The organism is Aggregicoccus sp. 17bor-14 (assembly GCF_009659535.1).
In the GTDB taxonomy this organism is placed as follows: domain Bacteria; phylum Myxococcota; class Myxococcia; order Myxococcales; family Myxococcaceae; genus Aggregicoccus.
In genome coordinates, this window is the sequence record NZ_VJZZ01000001.1 from 802,938 (window position 1) to 818,593 (window position 15,656).

At 72.2% G+C, this 15,656-nt stretch carries 14 protein-coding genes; 6 read left to right on the plus strand and 8 right to left on the minus strand.

Features of this window, described 5'->3' with window-relative positions; translation table 11 throughout:
- Nucleotides 1-143: 143 nt before the first annotated feature.
- Entirely contained in the window at nucleotides 144-1,712 is a 1,569-nt protein-coding gene (locus FGE12_RS03540; RefSeq protein WP_153864718.1) for a peptidylprolyl isomerase, read from the plus strand.
- Nucleotides 1,713-1,776: 64 nt separating this feature from the next.
- Here FGE12_RS03540 and FGE12_RS03545 read toward each other — a convergent pair whose 3' ends face one another.
- A complete protein-coding gene (locus FGE12_RS03545) occupies nucleotides 1,777-2,850 on the minus strand; it encodes a diguanylate cyclase (protein WP_153864719.1) in 1,074 nt (357 codons plus the stop codon).
- 86 nt (nucleotides 2,851-2,936) lie between these two features.
- Here FGE12_RS03545 and FGE12_RS03550 point away from each other — a divergent pair, with 86 nt between their 5' ends.
- The gene (locus FGE12_RS03550; protein ID WP_153864720.1) at nucleotides 2,937-3,578 is read left to right on the plus strand and encodes a nucleoside triphosphate pyrophosphatase; all 642 of its coding nucleotides are present in this window, start codon (nucleotides 2,937-2,939) and stop codon (nucleotides 3,576-3,578) included.
- Complete coding sequence (locus FGE12_RS03555) at nucleotides 3,575-4,288, plus strand: YggS family pyridoxal phosphate-dependent enzyme (protein ID WP_153864721.1); 714 nt, start codon at nucleotides 3,575-3,577, stop codon at nucleotides 4,286-4,288. The genes FGE12_RS03550 and FGE12_RS03555 overlap by 4 nt, the downstream gene beginning before the upstream one ends.
- Nucleotides 4,289-4,296: 8 nt before the next feature.
- Here FGE12_RS03555 and FGE12_RS03560 read toward each other — a convergent pair whose 3' ends face one another.
- Together FGE12_RS03560 and FGE12_RS03565 are read right to left on the minus strand one after the other, a co-directional pair.
- Nucleotides 4,297-4,506 carry a hypothetical protein gene (locus FGE12_RS03560; protein WP_153864722.1) on the minus strand — a complete coding sequence of 70 codons (210 nt, stop codon included), beginning with the start codon at nucleotides 4,504-4,506 and terminating at the stop codon, nucleotides 4,297-4,299.
- A 33-nt stretch (nucleotides 4,507-4,539) separates the two neighbouring features.
- The gene (locus FGE12_RS03565; RefSeq protein ID WP_194797535.1) at nucleotides 4,540-5,049 is read right to left on the minus strand and encodes a cyclic nucleotide-binding domain-containing protein; all 510 of its coding nucleotides are present in this window, start codon (nucleotides 5,047-5,049) and stop codon (nucleotides 4,540-4,542) included.
- A 218-nt stretch (nucleotides 5,050-5,267) separates the two neighbouring features.
- Between FGE12_RS03565 and FGE12_RS03570 the strand changes: the two genes are divergently transcribed.
- The 3 genes from FGE12_RS03570 to FGE12_RS03580 are packed head-to-tail and all read left to right on the plus strand — an operon-like array spanning nucleotide 5,268 to nucleotide 8,820.
- Complete coding sequence (locus tag FGE12_RS03570; RefSeq protein WP_153864724.1) at nucleotides 5,268-6,125, plus strand: DUF3108 domain-containing protein; 858 nt, start codon at nucleotides 5,268-5,270, stop codon at nucleotides 6,123-6,125.
- A gap of 53 nt (nucleotides 6,126-6,178) precedes the next feature.
- Nucleotides 6,179-7,912 (plus strand): DUF4091 domain-containing protein, encoded by a 1,734-nt coding sequence (locus tag FGE12_RS03575; RefSeq protein ID WP_153864725.1) that lies wholly within the window; start codon nucleotides 6,179-6,181, stop codon nucleotides 7,910-7,912.
- A 35-nt stretch (nucleotides 7,913-7,947) separates the two neighbouring features.
- Nucleotides 7,948-8,820, plus strand: coding sequence for a DUF3108 domain-containing protein (locus FGE12_RS03580; RefSeq protein WP_153864726.1), 873 nt, complete (start codon nucleotides 7,948-7,950; stop codon nucleotides 8,818-8,820).
- Nucleotides 8,821-8,824: 4 nt separating this feature from the next.
- On the opposite strand, the gene FGE12_RS03585 is transcribed toward FGE12_RS03580, so the two are convergent.
- The 5 genes from FGE12_RS03585 to uvrB form a co-directional block, all read right to left on the minus strand.
- On the minus strand, nucleotides 8,825-9,181 hold the full coding sequence (locus FGE12_RS03585) for a hypothetical protein (RefSeq protein ID WP_153864727.1): 357 nt from the start codon (nucleotides 9,179-9,181) through the stop codon (nucleotides 8,825-8,827).
- Nucleotides 9,182-9,296: 115 nt separating this feature from the next.
- Nucleotides 9,297-10,805, minus strand: a complete 1,509-nt coding sequence (locus FGE12_RS03590; RefSeq protein ID WP_153864728.1) for a hypothetical protein — start codon at nucleotides 10,803-10,805, stop codon at nucleotides 9,297-9,299.
- Nucleotides 10,806-10,859: 54 nt separating this feature from the next.
- Nucleotides 10,860-11,378: a DUF507 family protein gene (locus FGE12_RS03595; protein ID WP_153864729.1), complete on the minus strand. Its 519-nt coding sequence runs from the start codon at nucleotides 11,376-11,378 to the stop codon at nucleotides 10,860-10,862.
- Nucleotides 11,379-11,519: 141 nt separating this feature from the next.
- Entirely contained in the window at nucleotides 11,520-13,514 is a 1,995-nt protein-coding gene (uvrC, locus tag FGE12_RS03600) for an excinuclease ABC subunit UvrC (RefSeq protein WP_153864730.1), read from the minus strand.
- Between the two features lie 6 nt (nucleotides 13,515-13,520).
- A complete protein-coding gene (gene uvrB / locus FGE12_RS03605) occupies nucleotides 13,521-15,635 on the minus strand; it encodes an excinuclease ABC subunit UvrB (protein WP_153864731.1) in 2,115 nt (704 codons plus the stop codon).
- Nucleotides 15,636-15,656 lie beyond the last annotated feature (21 nt).

The following is a 15,656-nucleotide window of genomic DNA, read 5'->3' on the forward strand; positions in this document are numbered from 1 at the left end:
AGTCAAGGCCTTCGTCCGGAGGCGGACAGCTGCTGTCCCTCCTCTGGCCGGGCTACCAACAACACCGCGTCGCAAGGTCTTCCGCGCGTCTGCACGAGCCTGGACGGTCCCTCGGCGCTTCTCGCAGCACTGGTACGAGGAACATGAAGGACGGTCTCCAGCCCCGGCGGCTCATCTCCCTCTTCTTCATCGCCGCAATCGCGGTGGTGTTCATCCTGCAGTTCGGTCCCGGCGGTCACGGCTTCGGCACGTCCAAGAAGACCGCACCGGGCTCGGCGGCGGTGGTCAACGGCCAGGAGATCCCTCTCCAGGAGTTCCAGCGCGCGTACGCGAACCAGCTGCAGTTCTTCCGCGCGCGCGGCCAGCCCATCCCGGAGAGCCTCGCGAAGCAGATCGGCATCCCGCAGCAGGTGCTGGACCAGCTCGTGAACACCGAGCTGCTCGCCCAGGCGGCGGAGAAGCGGGGGGTCGTGCCCTCGGATGACGAGCTGCGCGAGCTCATCCACCAGAACCCGGACTTCCAGAAGGACGGCGAGTTCAGCTTCGACACCTACACCCAGGTGCTGCGCGACTACTACCGCAAGACCGCGCCGCAGTACGAGACGGAGCTGCGCCGCCGGCTCGCCGCGGTGAAGCTGCTCGAGCTCGTGGAGAGCGGGGCCACCGTGTCCGAGGACGAGGTGCGCGCGCGCTTCCAGAAGGAGGGCAACCAGGCCAAGCTCGTGTTCGCCCGCTTCCTGCCCTCCATGTACACGGACAAGGTGCCCGCGCCGAAGCCGGCGGAGCTCACCGCGTGGCAGGCCGCGCACCAGAAGGAGATCGCGGACTACTACGAGGCCAACAAGTTCGTGTACCAGCAGGCCGAGCGCGTGCACGCGCGCCAGATCCTGGTGAAGCTCGCCCCCGAGGCGACGCCTGCGCAGAAGGCCGAGGCGATGCAGAAGGCCCAGGCGCTGCAGAAGGAGCTCGCGGGCGGCAAGGACTTCGCCCAGCTCGCGCAAGCGAAGAGCGAGGACGCGGGCAGCAAGGCGCGCGGCGGGGACCTGGGCTGGGTGGAGAAGGGCACGCTGCCGCAGCCGCTCGGCGAGGCCGTGTTCGCGCTCAAGGCCGGCGAGGTGAGCCAGCCGGTGGAGTCGCAGTTCGGCGTGCACCTGGTGAAGGTGGAGGAGAAGCAGGCGGCGAAGAGCAAGAGCCTGCAGGACGCCACCGCGGAGATCGCCCGCACGCTGTACACGAAGGAGCAGGCGCTCGCGCTCGCGAAGAAGGCGGCCGAGGCCGCGCTCGCGCAGGTGAAGGCCGGCAAGAGCCTCAGCGCCCTCTTCCCGCCCGAGAAGGAGGGGCAGCCCGCGCTGCTGCGCTTCGAGACCGAGACCCGCCCCGAGGCGGTGGAGACGGACGCGTTCACCGCCGCGGGCGACACGGTGCCCCACCTGGGACCCGCGCCCGAGCTGGTGCGCGCCGCCTTCCAGAAGGACGCCGCCGGCCCGCTCGACAGCGTGTTCAACTTGGGTGAGGGCTACGTGGTGGCCCAGGTCACCGAGCGCAAGAAGCCCAGCGACGAGTCCTTCGCCCAGGCGAAGGCCGAGCTGCAGCAGCAGGCGCGCCAGGCGAAGCAGATCGAGCTGCGCAGCGCCTTCCTCGAGGCGCTCAAGAAGGAGGGCAAGGTGCAGACGAACCCCGACGCCCTCGCCGGCGTGACGGACGCGAGCTAGCCCCGCCTCCGCCGTGCAGGACCTGCGGGCCCCCTCCTTCACGGGAGCGGGGCCCGCGCTCTTTCTACCCGCCCGAGGCGAGCGGCGTGGGCAGGGGCGGCGCGATGCACACGTCGTCGCGGCCGCGCGCCTTGGCCGCGTACATGGCCTGGTCCGCGGCCTTGAGCAGGCCCAGCGCGTCCTGCGCGTGCTCGGGGAAGGTGGCCACGCCGAGGCTCGCGGTGAGCCGCACGTCCAGGCCCTGCTGGGCGAGGAAGCGGCGCTCGCGCAGCGCGTCCCGCACGCGCTCGGCGATGGGCTGCGCCCCGTCCAGCCCGGTCTCCACCAGGAGCAGCGCGAACTCGTCTCCGCCGTAGCGGCACACCACGTCCACCTGGCGGGCGCAGGAGACGAGCACCTCGCCCACCTCGCGCAGCGCGGCGCTGCCGGCCAGGTGGCCGTGCGTGTCGTTCACCGCCTTGAAGCGGTCCAGGTCGAGGAACACCAGCGAGAGCGGGTGGTGGAAGCGCAGCGAGCGCAGCACCTCCTGCTCCAGCTGCGCGCGCAGGTGGCGTGCGTTGGAGATGCCGGTGTGCTCGTCGGTGAGGGTGAGCTCCTGCACGCGGCGGAAGTTGCGCGCGTTCTCCAGGGCAATCGCCGCGTAGTCCGCGATGGCGGTGAGCACCTGGAGATCTCCATCCGAGAAGGGCGCATCGCCCTCCCCGTTCACCAGCTCGATGACGCCGAGCACCCGCCCGCGCGCGACCAGCGGCACGGCGAGCAGGGAGCGGGTGTGGAAGGCGCTCGCCGCGTCGAAGCGGCGCGAGAAGCCGGGCTCGCCGCTCACGTCGTCCACGCGCTGGGCGCGGCCGCTCGCGAACACCGCCCCGGCGATGCCCTCGCCGGGCGCCACCTGCAGCCGCTTCAGCGCCTCGGCGCCCTCGCCCACGGCGATCTCGAAGTAAAGCCTGCCCGTCCGCTCGTCGTACAGGAGGAGCGACCAGTTGCGCGGCTTGAGCAGCTCGCGCACCTTCTGCATCACCAGCGAGAGCACCTCGCGCAGCTCGAGCGTGGAGGTGAGCGCCTTGGCGATCTCGTTGGAGGCGGCCAGCTGCTCCACCGTGCGCCGCATCGCCGCGAGCAGCTCTGCCGGGTTCATCCGCTCCTCCCCACCGGAGATTGCCGAGATTGCCCCCGAGGGCCGGTCTTCTGCTAAGGCGCCGGGGAGTCCACTCGACCCGTAACATGCACACCCCGGATCTTCAAACCCGCCCCTCCCCTGCCGCCGCCCCGCTGCGGCTGGTGCTCGCCTCCGCCTCGCCCCGCCGCCGCGAGCTGCTCGCGCAGCTGGGGCTGCTCTTCGAGGTCTGCGCCGCGGACATCGACGAGACGCCCCACCCGGGCGAGCCCCCGGAGGCCTACGTGCAGCGGCTCGCGCGCGAGAAGGCGCGCGCGGTCGCCGCGCACCGGCCCGGGCAGTGGGTGCTCGCCGCGGACACCACCGTGGTGCTGGACGGAGACATCCTGGGCAAGCCCCTCGACGCGGCCGAGGCGCGCACCATGCTCGCGCGCCTGAGCGGGCGCACCCACTCGGTCTTCACCGGCGTGGCGCTCGCGGGGCCCGGAGCGCCCGCCGAGACCCTGGTGCGCACCGAGGTGACCTTCCGCCCTCTCGGCGCGGAGGAGATCGCCTGGTACGTGGGCACCGGCGAGCCCCTGGACAAGGCGGGCAGCTACGCGGTGCAGGGCAAGGGCGGCTTCCTCGTGCAGGCGCTCGCGGGGAGCCCCACCAACGTCATCGGGCTGCCGCTGGGTGAGACGCTCGCGCTGCTCGCGCGCGCCGGGCTCGCCCTGCCGTGGAGCCCGCCCGAGGAGTCCTGCCGATGAGTGAGGCGAAGAGCGGGGCGACGGGCGAGACGGTGTCCGACGCCGAGGTGCAGGCGCTGGCCGGGCGGCTCTCGGAGGTGCGCGCGCGCATCGCCGCAGCGTGCGCCCGCGCGGGGCGGGCCCCGTCCGAGGTGACGCTGGTGGCCGTGTCCAAGCTCAAGCCCGCGCTCGCGGTGCGCGCCGCCTACGCCGCCGGGCAGCGCGACTTCGGCGAGAACTACGCGCAGGAGCTGCGCGACAAGGCCCAGGAGCTCTCGGCGCTCTCCGGGCTGCGCTGGCACGCCATCGGCCCCTTGCAGACGAACAAGGTGAAGTACGTGGCGCGCGCGGCCTGCGCCTTCCACGCGCTGGATCGCCTGGAGGTGGCCGAGGAGCTCAGCCGGCGGCGGCTCGAGGCGCCCCTGCCCTGCTACGTGGAGCTCAACCTGGGCGCCGAGGCGACCAAGGGCGGGCTCTCGCCCGACGCCCTCCCCGCCTTCCTCGAGCGCGTGCGCGCCCTGCCGGGCCTGCGCGTGGAGGGGCTGATGGCCCTGCCTCCGCCCACGGACGACGCGGCCGAGGCACGCGCCCACTTCGCCCGCCTGCGCACGCTCGCCCACGCGAACGGCCTGCGCGGCCTCTCCATGGGCACCACCCACGACTTCGAGCTCGCCGTGGAGGAGGGCGCGACGCTGGTGCGCGTGGGCACGGCGCTGTTCGGAGAGCGCTGAGCCGGCGCTCAGAGCTCCCGGAACTTCACGCGCCCCTCGTCCGACATCCGGACCTGATAGTGGCTCCCGCAGTAGTTGCAGAGCACCTCGTCGCGGTCCTTCAGCGGGGACTCGGTGGGGTTGTTCGCGTTGCAGGAGGGGCAGTCGAAGTCGGTGGGGCCGCGGCCGCTGCGGTCCTTCTCGCGGACGTCGTCGTCGTCGTAGGCGTCGATGGGCATGCGCAGCGCTCCGTTGCGGGGGGACGTGCGAGGCTACCAGCGGCCGAGGAAGTCGGACATCTCGCTGCACGCGGCCGCGCGCGCGCCGTGCACGCTGCGCAGGTAGTGCGCGAGCGCGGGCGAGGCCTCGGCGGCGCCGCGCACCGCCGCGAGCGGCAGCTCGGCCACGTCCACCGGCCCCTGCGCCACGGCCTGCAGCGCCTCGGCGCCGCCCGCGAGCAGCCCCTCCTCGCCCAGCACCTCGCCCTTGCGCGCGATGCCCACCTCGGCCGCCGCCCCGCCGGCGCCCGCCAGCAGCGCGACCTCTCCGGAGAGGATGAGGAGCAGCGGGCGCTCGCCTGCATCCTCGCGCCGCAGCTGGGCCCCCTGGGGGTAGCGCCGCGCCACCGCCTCGTCGAGCAGCCGCTGCACCCCCACCTCGTCGAGCGAGCGCAGCAGGCCACAGCCGCGCAGCAGCGCATCGGTGCGCACGAGCTCGCCCACGTGCAGGCGCTTGAGCCCCACGCGCGTCACCGCCGTCGCTGCATCACCCGTCTGACTCAAACCGCTCCTCCGTAAACGTGTGGCCGCACTGTACAGCATCCGCGTGCTGGCGAGGAGTCCCCCCGGGGGTGGGTTGAATCGCCAACGCTGGGGCGCGTCTGGGCACGGTGTAGGCAGCAGGGATGGCCCTGGCGCCGTTGGCGGTTAGGGGTCGTCTACCTAAGTTGCCCTGCCGGTCGGCGGCAGGGCGTGCAGGCAGCAGCGAGGAGCACATGGGCATGCAGAAGCGCTGGAGCACGGTGAGGGCAGCACTGGCGGTGGGGCTGCTCGCGGCAGGTGGCGCGCTGGCCCAGACGGCCGCGGCCCCGGCGGCGAGCGCAGGCTGCGTGGCCTTCGGGCCCGGGGAGCAGTCCACCTACAAGGTCGCCTACCTCGGCGTGACCGCGGGCTCCACGCAGGTGACGGTGGGGGCGCCCACGAAGTTCGCGGGCCAGGAGGTGTGGCCCATCGTCTCGGTGGCCAAGTCGGACCCGGACCTCGGGGTGTGGCCCATCAAGGACAAGTACGTCACGTACTTCCACCCGGTGCGCCAGACGGTGCTGGGAAGCGACCTCTTCGCGGACGAGAACCGCAAGCGCCGCCGCCAGCGGGTGAAGCTGGACGACACGGGCAAGAGCGCGGTGGTGGTGAAGCAGAAGGAGGGCGAGCCTCCTCACGAGAGCACCCACGAGCTGCCCCCGGGCACCACGGACGTGGCGGGCGCCACCTTCGCGCTGCGCAACCGCCCGCTCAAGGTGGGCGAGAGCTACTCCTACCCGGTGTTCACCGGGAGCAAGAGCTTCACGCTGGCCGCGCACGTGGAGGGGCGCCAGAAGATCAAGACGCCGCTGGGCCTGCGCGACGTGGTGCGCGTGCGGGTGAAGACCGAGTTCAGCGGCAAGCTGGAGAGCAAGCGCGACATCGTCGCCTTCTTCAGCGACGACCCCTTCCACGTCCCCTTGCGCATCGAGGCGGACTTCGTGGTGGGCACCATGGTGGCCGAGCTCACCGACTACAAGCAGGGCCGCGACCTCGCCGCGCTGGGACCGATGCCGGGCTCCACGGCGCCGGCGAGCGGCGGCAGCGGCGGGCGCTAGCCGCGCGCGTCCGCGGCCCACGCAGCACGAAGGCAGCACGCACGGGAGGGGTGATGGGGGCTTGGACGGGGCTGTGGGCGCTCGGGGCGCTGCACGCGGTGGCCGCCGCGCCGGCGCCGAGCGCGCCACGGGTGGTCTCGGTGCTCGAGAAGGTGCGGCCGGGCGCGGCGCCCGCGGGCGCAGCCGAAGCGCGGGTGAGCCTCGCGCGCGGCGAGTGCGAGGGCGTGCAGGTGTGGGTGCCCGGAGGCGACGCGGCGCTCCTCGCCGCGGCGCCCCTCACCCTGCGCGGCCCCGCAGGCGCAGTGCTCCCGGTGACGCTCCTGCGCGAGGCCTACCTGGAGGTGAAGACGCCCTCCAACTCCGAGGGCGCCGCGGGCGCCTGGCCGGACGCGCTCCTGCCCCTCTCCGCGCCCGAGCCGAAGCCGGGCGCCGCGCCGCGCGTGCTCTACGCCGAGCTGTGCGCGCCGGCCACCCAGACGCCCGGCACCTACCGCGGTGAGCTCGCGCTGGGCAAGGCCGGCACGCCCGGCGCGGCGCGCGTGCCCTTCACGGCGGAGGTGCAGCCCTTCGCCATCCCGGCCACCTCCTCGCTGCCCAACAGCTTCGGCATCTCGCTCTACAGCATCGCGCGCGGCCACGGGCTCGCGCCCGAGAGCCCCGAGGCGCACCAGCTGCTCGCGGAGTACGCGCGCGCGATGCTCGCCCACCGGGTGAGCCCGCACGGGCTCTCCATGGAGGCGCCGCCGGTGCACTTCGAGGAGGGCCGCGCGCGCGTGGACTTCCGCGCCTACGACGCCGAGGTGGGGCCGCTGCTGGACGGCAGCGCCCTGCCCTCCGGCGCGCGCGCCACCACCGCCGAGCTGCGCGACAGCCGCCAGGCGAAGACGGACGCGGAGAAGGCCGCGTACTACCGCGCCTTCGCCGAGCACTTCCGCGAGAAGGGGTGGACGGCGCAGCTCTTCTTCTACGCGAAGGACGAGCCGCGCCCCGAGGACGCCGCGCTGGTGCGCGCGCAGGCGGCGCGCGTGCGGGCTGCCTCCGCGCCGGAGCAGCCCAGCGCCCGGAGCGCGGCCACCCGGGTGCCGGTGCTCGTCACCGCCCCGCTGGACGAGGCCTTCCGCAGCTCGGCGGACATCCTCGCGCCCACCCTCAACTGCTTCTTCCCGCGCCCGGGGCCGCAGACCTGCCGCAACGTGGTGCCGCTCGCGAGCCTGCGCGCGCGGCTCGCTCCGGGCACGCGCGTGTGGTGGTACCAGAGCTGCAACTCGCAGGGCTGCACCGGGGGGCCCGCCGCGGACCCCGCCATCGAGCGCGTCTACCGGGGCTGGGCCTCGTACATGGTGGACCACCCGGCGGTGCTCAACCGCGCCATGGGCCCGCTCGCCTTCGCCACCGGCGTAGACGGCGAGCTCTATTTCGACACCGTCTTCGCCTACAACACGAAGGACCCCTGGCAGGACCTCTTCGAGTTCGGCGGCAACGGCGACGGCACCCTCTTCTACCCCGGCACGCCGGCGCACCTCGGCACGGCGCGCCACGCGCCCGTGGTGTCCCTGCGCCTCAAGCACCTGCGCGACGGGCTCGAGGACTACGAGTACCTGCGCCTGCTCACGCAGCTCGGCGAGGGGGAGTTCGCGCGGGCCTGCGTCCAGCGGCTCGCCCGCTCGGGCTACGACATCGAGCACGACCCCGCCGTCTGGGAGCAGGTGCGGCGGGACATGACCGCCCGCCTGCGCGCCCGCTGGGCCCGCTCCAGGCTCGCCGACCGCGCCAGCGCCCCTCCCTAGCGCAGCGCCCCTCCCCTGCACGAGACTCTCTCCCCATGCGCCCCCTCCGCCTCGCCCTCCTCGGACTCGCTGGCCTGCTGAGCCTTCCCGCCGCTGCCGCCGAGCCCGCGGGCGCCGCGCCCCCGGCGAAGGCGCCCGCGCCCACGGTGCCGGGCCCCGCGGAGTGCAAGCCGCTGCCCGCGCTGCGCACGGCGCCCACCTTCGCGCGCGGCGAGCTGCTCGAGTTCACGCTCGACGCGCTGGGCGCCGAGGCCGGCAAGATGACGATGCGCGTGCTGCCGCCCAAGGACGGCACCCTCCCGGTGGAGGTGCACGTGCAGACCAACACCTTCTTCAGCAAGGTGCGCCGGGTGAACGGCGTGGCCATGAGCTACCTGCACCCGCGCACGCTGCGCCCGCTGCGCCACACCGAGGACACGGTGGAGAACGAGCAGCCGCGCACCGTGAACGCGGTGTTCGGCGAGAAGGACCGCAGCGTCACCGTGGACTACACGCAGGGCCGCAGCAAGGGCCACTACGACTACCACTACCTGCACGACGGGCTGGACGTCGCCGGCGCGCTCTACCTGCTGCGCCAGCTGCCGCTGCAGCAGGGGCTGAGCATGTGCTTCGACGTGTACGGGGTGCGGCGCATGTGGCGCATGACGGGCACGGTGCTCAAGCGCGAGCACGTCTCGCTGCCGCTGGGCGAGTTCGACGCGTGGCACCTGACGGGCACCGCCGTGCGCATCGACAAGCCGGAGATGCGCCGCGACGTGCACCTGTGGGTGACCGACGACGCGCGCCGCCTCCCGCTCGCCGCGGTGGGCACGGTGGACCTCGGCGCGGTGCGCGCCACCCTCACCGCCGTCTCCCGCCCGGGCGAGGCGCCCAAGCGCGCCCAGGGCAAGGAGGAGATGAAGTGGTAGCCGGCTAGCGCCCGGAGCGGTGCAGCATCCCGGCCGCCTGGGAGAGGCGGCGGCGCAGCTGGCACACCACCGTGAGCAGGCCCTCGAGCCGCTGCAGCGCGCGCAGCTCGTCTCCCGCCTCGAGCAGCGCCGCGGGCGAGAGGCGCGGGGCGCGCAGCGCGTCCAGCACGTCGGTGAAGTGGGCCTCCACGTCGCTCAGCGCGCCGAGCCCCTCGCGCAGGTCGTCCTCGAGGAGGTCCAGCAGCACCGTGGCGTCCGCGCGCTCGGGCAGCGCCGCGGCGAGCCGCTGCACGGCCTCGCGCAGCGGGTCCGGGGCGTGGCGGCGGTGCGGAGAGCGCGAGGCGAGTGCGGTGGGGGCCATGGCCGAGGACGCTACAGGCCGGTAGCGGCGGGTCAATTTTTCGGGCCGCGCCGCGGCCTGCGCTCCTTGCCCACGTGAGCCCTCTCCCCAGGGAGCCCGCGCACGTCTCGGGCGACTAGCGCACCGGGACCACGGGCGTGACGGCCGAGGCGGGCGCCGCGTTGAGAGGTGCCGGCGTCGCGATGAGGGGCGTGGCAGCGGAGGCCGCGGGTGAAGCGTTGAGGGGCGCGGGCGTGGCGGGCAGCGGCACCGCCGCGGCCGCGTTTGCGGGGGCCGGGCTCGCGGGCAGCGGCGTGACGGGGGTGGCCGGGCTCGCGTTCGCCGGTGCCGGGGTCGCGGGCAGGCCCGGGCTCTGCTCGCGCGGGGCGCCGGCGACGGCGCTGGTCCCCGTCCCGGTGGCAACGGCCGTGGCCGAGGCGGAGGAGCTGCCCGCGGTGAGCGGCACCACGGTGAAGCCGCCGATGGTGGAGACGGTACCGGCCGTCGTCCCCGCGGTCGCTGGAGCGCCGAAGCCCTGCACGTCTCCTGCGGGCGGCAGCTGGCCGTTGGTCGCCACGCCCGGGGTGCCCGACTGGGGGCTGGCCGCCAGTTGCACGCTCACGGCCACCGCGGCACCCGAGGTGGGCGGCGCTCCGGTGGTGGAGACCCCGGCGGTGGTCGGCGGGACTGCGGTGGCGGCAGGAGTGCCGCCGGTCGCGGACTGCACCGTGCCGGGAACGGTGGGCAGCGTGGCGCCGGAGGCCACCGCCGCAACCCCGACCAATCCGACGATGCCGCCCTGCAGCGCGGTGGTCGCCGAGGGCTCCGCGAACACCTCGCTGGTCCCCTGCCCCGAGCCGCCGGTCCCCGTGCCGCCCGTCTCCAGCGTGGGCGCGGCCCCGAGGGAGGCGCCTCCGGGCACCTCGCTCGAGGGCGCCCCGCTGCCGGTGGGCACCACGGCGAGCCGCGGGAGCGACTGGCCCTGCACGTCGATGGAGACGTCGTCGAAGACGAACTGGATGAAGCCGCGCGGCTCCAGGTCCACCGGCAGGTTCCACGCGAGCACCACCAGCTCGCTGTCGCCTGCGCGCGCCGAGGACAGGAGCGCGTGGGTGTCGTCGTCCGCGAAGGCGCCGGCGCTCAGCGCGGCGGCGTGGATGATGGCGTGGTCGGTGAGCAGCTGGCCGTTGCGGCTGACGCGCCCCACGCCCCACACCGCGGCGGCCGCGTGCACGCGCGTCATGTACGGGAAGCCCACCCCGGTGTCGCCGTACAGGTCCCGGTCCAGCATCACGCCGCCCGAGACCGGGTGCCAGATGCTGCGGGGGCCGCCGGCCAGCGGGGGAAAGCCCACCTGGGTGAGCTCCACGCCGTAGGTGGTGCCGCCCAGCCGGAAGGTGGCGCTGAGGTGGCCCGCGTCCCCGTAGGTGGCGCGCTCGGCGTCCACGCGGTCCTGCACCTCCAGCGTGGCCGAGCCCGTGCCCTGCTCGGGCACGAGGGTGAAGGGCACGTTGCCGTGGAGGAAGAAGCCGCCTGGCCGCTCGGTCGCCGCCCGGGCGCGCGGCCCCTCGAAGGAGAAGGGGTCCGGAGCCGCGGCTGCAGTCAGCAGACCGGAAACGACCAGTGAGAAAGCGAGTCCCGCCATCGTGCGCTGCCCTCCTCCAGGGAAGGTAGGCAGCGCGGGCGGTTGCTGCAGCGCCTAGATGAGGCCGCGGGCGCGGCGGATCTGCTCGACGGTCTTGTTGTACTCGATGTCGAAGGCGCTGGTGCCCTCCTGCAGGTGCTTCAGCCGGGCGCGCGCCTCCTTGTCGATCTCGTCGTCCACGTCCAGGTGCTTCTTGGCCACGGCGAAGATCTTGCCGCGCAGCACGTTGTCGGGCGCGAAGACCTCCTCGACGTTGCGGCTGATGAGGAGGAACTCGATCATCTGGTTGATGACGTACTCGATGCCCTCGTCCCCCATCTTGAAGCCGCGCACGTCCGCCATCTCGCGCTTCACCTGGTTGAACTTGGAGTAGTCATAGCCGCGGCGCTCGAGCGCCTCGCGGGTGGCCTGGTTCACGCGCTCCTCGTTGGCGAGGTACTCGCGCATGATCGCCGAGAGGTCCATCTCCGCGTCCGCGACGCGCATGGGCTCCACCTCGATGTCCCCGTCCTGCATCAGCTGCTGGATGCACTCCCGCGAGATGATGGGGATCACCTTCGGATAGAGCCTCATATCGGTCCCTTCTCTCTGAATTGGCGCTCGAAAAGCTGTGTCCGCTATAAATCAGCGCCAAGCCGTGTCGCAACGAAAAAGCCCAGATTCGTTGAGGTTTTGGCGCTTTTTCTGCGGCCAACGCCCCCGGGCAGAAACTAATCACTGCCCCCCTGCTGGCGAGCCTTCCGAGCGCTTTTCTTCGCTGTTTTCTGCGCCGGCCGCTCCATCTGGCGGCGCAGTGGACACGGCGTCGGCGCTCTCTCCGCCCGCGTCCTGCAGCGAGGCCTCGCGCACCTCGTCCTGGCCCTCCGCCTCCTCCGCGTCGCCGTGCAGCGCGGCGTGGATGCGCTCCGCGACGCTGGGGCCCACCACCTCGGCGAGCTCCTCGATGGCGGCCTCGCGCACGCGCTTGAGGCTGCCGAAGTGGCGCAGCAAGAGCTTCTTGCGCCCCTCGCCCACGCCCGGGATGTCCTCGAGCACCGAGCGGAAGTTGCGCCTTCGCATCAGCTTCTGCTGGAAGGTGATGGCGAAGCGGTGCGCCTCGTCGCGCATGCGGGTGAGCATGAAGAGCTCGGCGCTGTTCTGCTGCAGCACCACCGGGTCCTTGCGCCCGAGCACGAAGATGCGCTCGGGGCTCCTCGCGCTCTCGGCGTCGCGGTCGTGCACCTCGAGGTCGCGGCTCTTGGCGAGCCCCACCACGTCCAGGTCGGTCACGCCCGCGTCCTTCATCGCCGCGTGGGCGCTGGCGAGCTGGCCCTTGCCGCCGTCGATGACCAGCAGGTCCGGGAGGTCTCCGTCCTTGAGGCCGCGCTTGAGCCTGCGTCCGATGACCTCGTACATGCTGGCGAAGTCGTCCTGGCTCTCGAGCGTCTTGATCTTGTAGCGGCGGTAGTTGCTCTTGTCGGCCTCGCCGTCCGTCACGGCCACCTGGCTCGCCACGATGGCCGAGCCCTGGAAGTGGCTGATGTCGAAGCACTCCATGCGCAGCGGGAGCTTCTTGAGCCCGAGCCGCGTCTGCAGCCGCTGCAGCACCGCCACGGTCTCGTCCTTCGTGCGCTTGCGCTCGCTGAAGGCCTGCTCCGCGTTCTTCGCCGCCATGCGCACCAGGTCGTGCTTCTGCCCGCGCTGCGGCGCCATCACCCGCACGCGCTCGCCCTTGCGCTCGGTGAGCAGCGCCTCGAGGCCCGCGTGGTTCTCCGGCATCGAGGGCAGGAGCACCTCCGAGGGCACGAAGTTCTCCTGGTCGTAGTAGAGGTTCACGAAGCTCTCGAGCAGCTCCTCGTCCGGGAACTCCTGCGCGCCGAGCGGGAAGGCCTGGCCGCCGGTGAGCCGGCCCTGGCGCACGTAGAGGACGTAGAAGAGCAGCCGGTCCGCCTCGCGGTGGAAGGCGAACACGTCCTGGTCGGTGAAGTCGTCGGTGGCGATCTTCTGCCGCTCGAGGCTGCGCTCGATGGCGAGCAGCTGGTCGCGGATGCGCGCCGCCTCCTCGAACTTGAGCTCCCCGGCCGCGCGCCGCATGCGCAATTTCAGCCCCGCGACGAGCTCCGTCGCCTTGCCCTCGAGGAAGAGCACCACCTCGTCCACGCTCTTCTGGTACTCGGCCTCGGGCACCGGGTACACGCACGGCGCGGGGCAGCGGCCGATCTGGTGCAGCAGGCAGGGGCGGCGCCGGTTCGCGAGCGCGTGGTCCGTGCAGGTGCGCAGCTGGAAGTAGCGGTTGATGATGCGCAGCATCTCGCGGATGGACGAGGCGCTGGAGAAGGGGCCGAAGTAGCGCGCGCCGTCCTTCTGGAAGCGGCGCACCACCTCGAGCCGCGGGTAGGGGTGCGTCTTGTCCAGGCGCAAGCTGATGTACTGCTTGTCGTCCTTGAGCAGGACGTTGAAGCGCGGCTTGTGCTTCTTGATCAGCTCGTTCTCGAGGAGCAGCGCCTCCTTCTCGTTGTGCACCAGCACCGTCTCGATGTCGCCGAGCAGCTGATCCAGCAGCGAGACGAAGACGCGCGTGTCCCCCGAGCGGGTGAAGTAGCTGCGCACGCGGCTGCGCAGGTTCACCGCCTTGCCCACGTACACGATGGTGCCGCGGCGGTCCTTCATCAGGTACACGCCGGGCTCCGTGGGGAGCGCTTCGAGCTTCTCCTCGAGCTTGCGGTCCATGTCCCTCTAGCGCTTCGCCCGGGCCCTGGAGGAGCTGCTGCCGCTGCGCCCGCCCTTCTTGCGCCCCGCCATGCCGGCGGTGTTCTCCTGCTTCACGGGCGCGGCGAGCAGCGCGCGGCTGGGCGGCTTGAGCCCCAGGTCCATGTCCTTGAGCAGCACGATGCGGTCGCGCGCGGCCGCCGCCTCCTCGAAGCGCATCTCGTCCGCCGCCTTCTGCATCTCGTCGGTGGCCTCCTGGATGAGGCGCTTGATGTCCTTCTCGCTGAGCAGGTCCGCGGGGCTGCCTTCCGCCGCGAGCGGGAGCGCGTCGGGGCTCGCGTCGTAGAGCCCGGCGGAGAGGTCCAGGATGTTGCTCTTCACCTGGCGCGGGGTGATGCCGTGCTGCTCGTTGTAGGCCTTCTGCACCGCGCGGCGGCGGTTGGTCTCCTCGATGGCCTTCTTCATCGAGTCGGTCATCTGGTCCGAGTACATGAGCACGTGGCCGTGCAGGTTGCGCGCGGCGCGGCCGATGGTCTGGATGAGGCTCACGTGGCTGCGCAGGAAGCCCTCCTTGTCCGCATCGAGGATGGCCACCAGGCTCACCTCGGGGATGTCCAGGCCCTCGCGCAGGAGGTTGATGCCCACGAGCACGTCGAACTCGCCGCGGCGCAGGTCGCGGATGATGGCGGTGCGCTCGATGGCGCCGATGTCCGAGTGCAGGTAGCGCACCTTCACGCCCACGTCGGTGTAGTACTCGGTGAGATCCTCGGCCATGCGCTTGGTGAGCGTGGTCACCAGCACGCGCTCGCCCTTGGCCACGCGCTTGCGGACCTCCTCGAGCAGGTCGTCCACCTGGTTGCCCGCGGGGCGCGTCTCCACCTCGGGGTCGATGAGGCCGGTGGGGCGGATGATCTGCTCCACCACCACGCCCTTGCTCTTCTGCAGCTCGTACTCGGCCGGGGTCGCGGACACGTAGACCGCCTGCGGCACCAGCTCCTCGAACTCGTTGAACTTGAGCGGGCGGTTGTCCAGCGCGCTGGGCAGGCGGAAGCCGAAGCCCACCAGCGTCTCCTTGCGGCTGCGGTCGCCGCGGTACATCGCGCCGATCTGCGGGACGGTCTGGTGGCTCTCGTCGATGACCACCAGCATGTTGCGCGGGAAGTAGTCCACGAGGCAGGGCGCGGCCTCGCCCGCCTGGCGGCCCGAGAAGTGGCGCGAGTAGTTCTCGATGCCGTTGCAGTAGCCCACCTGCTCGATCATCTCGAGGTCGAACATGGTGCGCTGCTCGAGCCGCTGCGCCTCCAGCAGCTTGCCCTCGCGCTTGAACTCGGCGAGCCGCTCCTGCAGCTCGTCGCGGATGGTGGTGAGCGCGCGCTTGCGGGTGCTCTCCTCCGTCACGTAGTGGCTCGCGGGGAAGATGACGACCTTCTCGAGCGCCGCGAGCGTGGTGCCGCGCAGCGGGTCGAACTCGATGATCTTCTCCACCTCGTCGCCGAAGAAGCTGATGCGGACGGCGCGCTCCTCCTCGTAGATGGGGAACACCTCCACCGTGTCGCCGCGGGCGCGGAAGGTGCCGCGGTGGAAGTCCAGGTCGTTGCGCTCGTACTGCGCCGCCACCAGCTGGCGCATGAAGGTGTCGCGCCCCAGCTCCGCCCCCAGCGGCACGGTGATGGCCAGGTCCACGTAGGAGCGCGCGTTGCCCAGGCCGTAGATGCAGCTGACGCTCGCCACGATGAGCACGTCGTCGCGGGTGCGCAGCGAGTGCGTGGCCGAGTGGCGCATGCGCTCGATCTCGTCGTTCACCGAGGAGTCCTTCTCGATGAAGGTGTCGGACGACGGGATGTAGGCCTCGGGCTGGTAGTAGTCGAAGTACGAGACGAAGTACTCGACGGCGTTCTCGGGGAACACCGCCTTGAACTCGCCGTACAGCTGCGCGGCCAGGGTCTTGTTGTGCGCGATGAGCAGCGTGGGCCGCTTCACGTTGGCGATGACGTTCGCCATGGTGAAGGTCTTGCCCGAGCCGGTGACGCCCAGCAGCGTCTGGTGCTTGTCGCCGCGGAGGATGCCCTCCGTGAGCTCGCCGATGGCCCGGGGCTGGTCGCCCTGGGGCTTGTGATCACTGACGATCTTGAAGTCGGGCATGGCCTGCGGATCTAACACCCG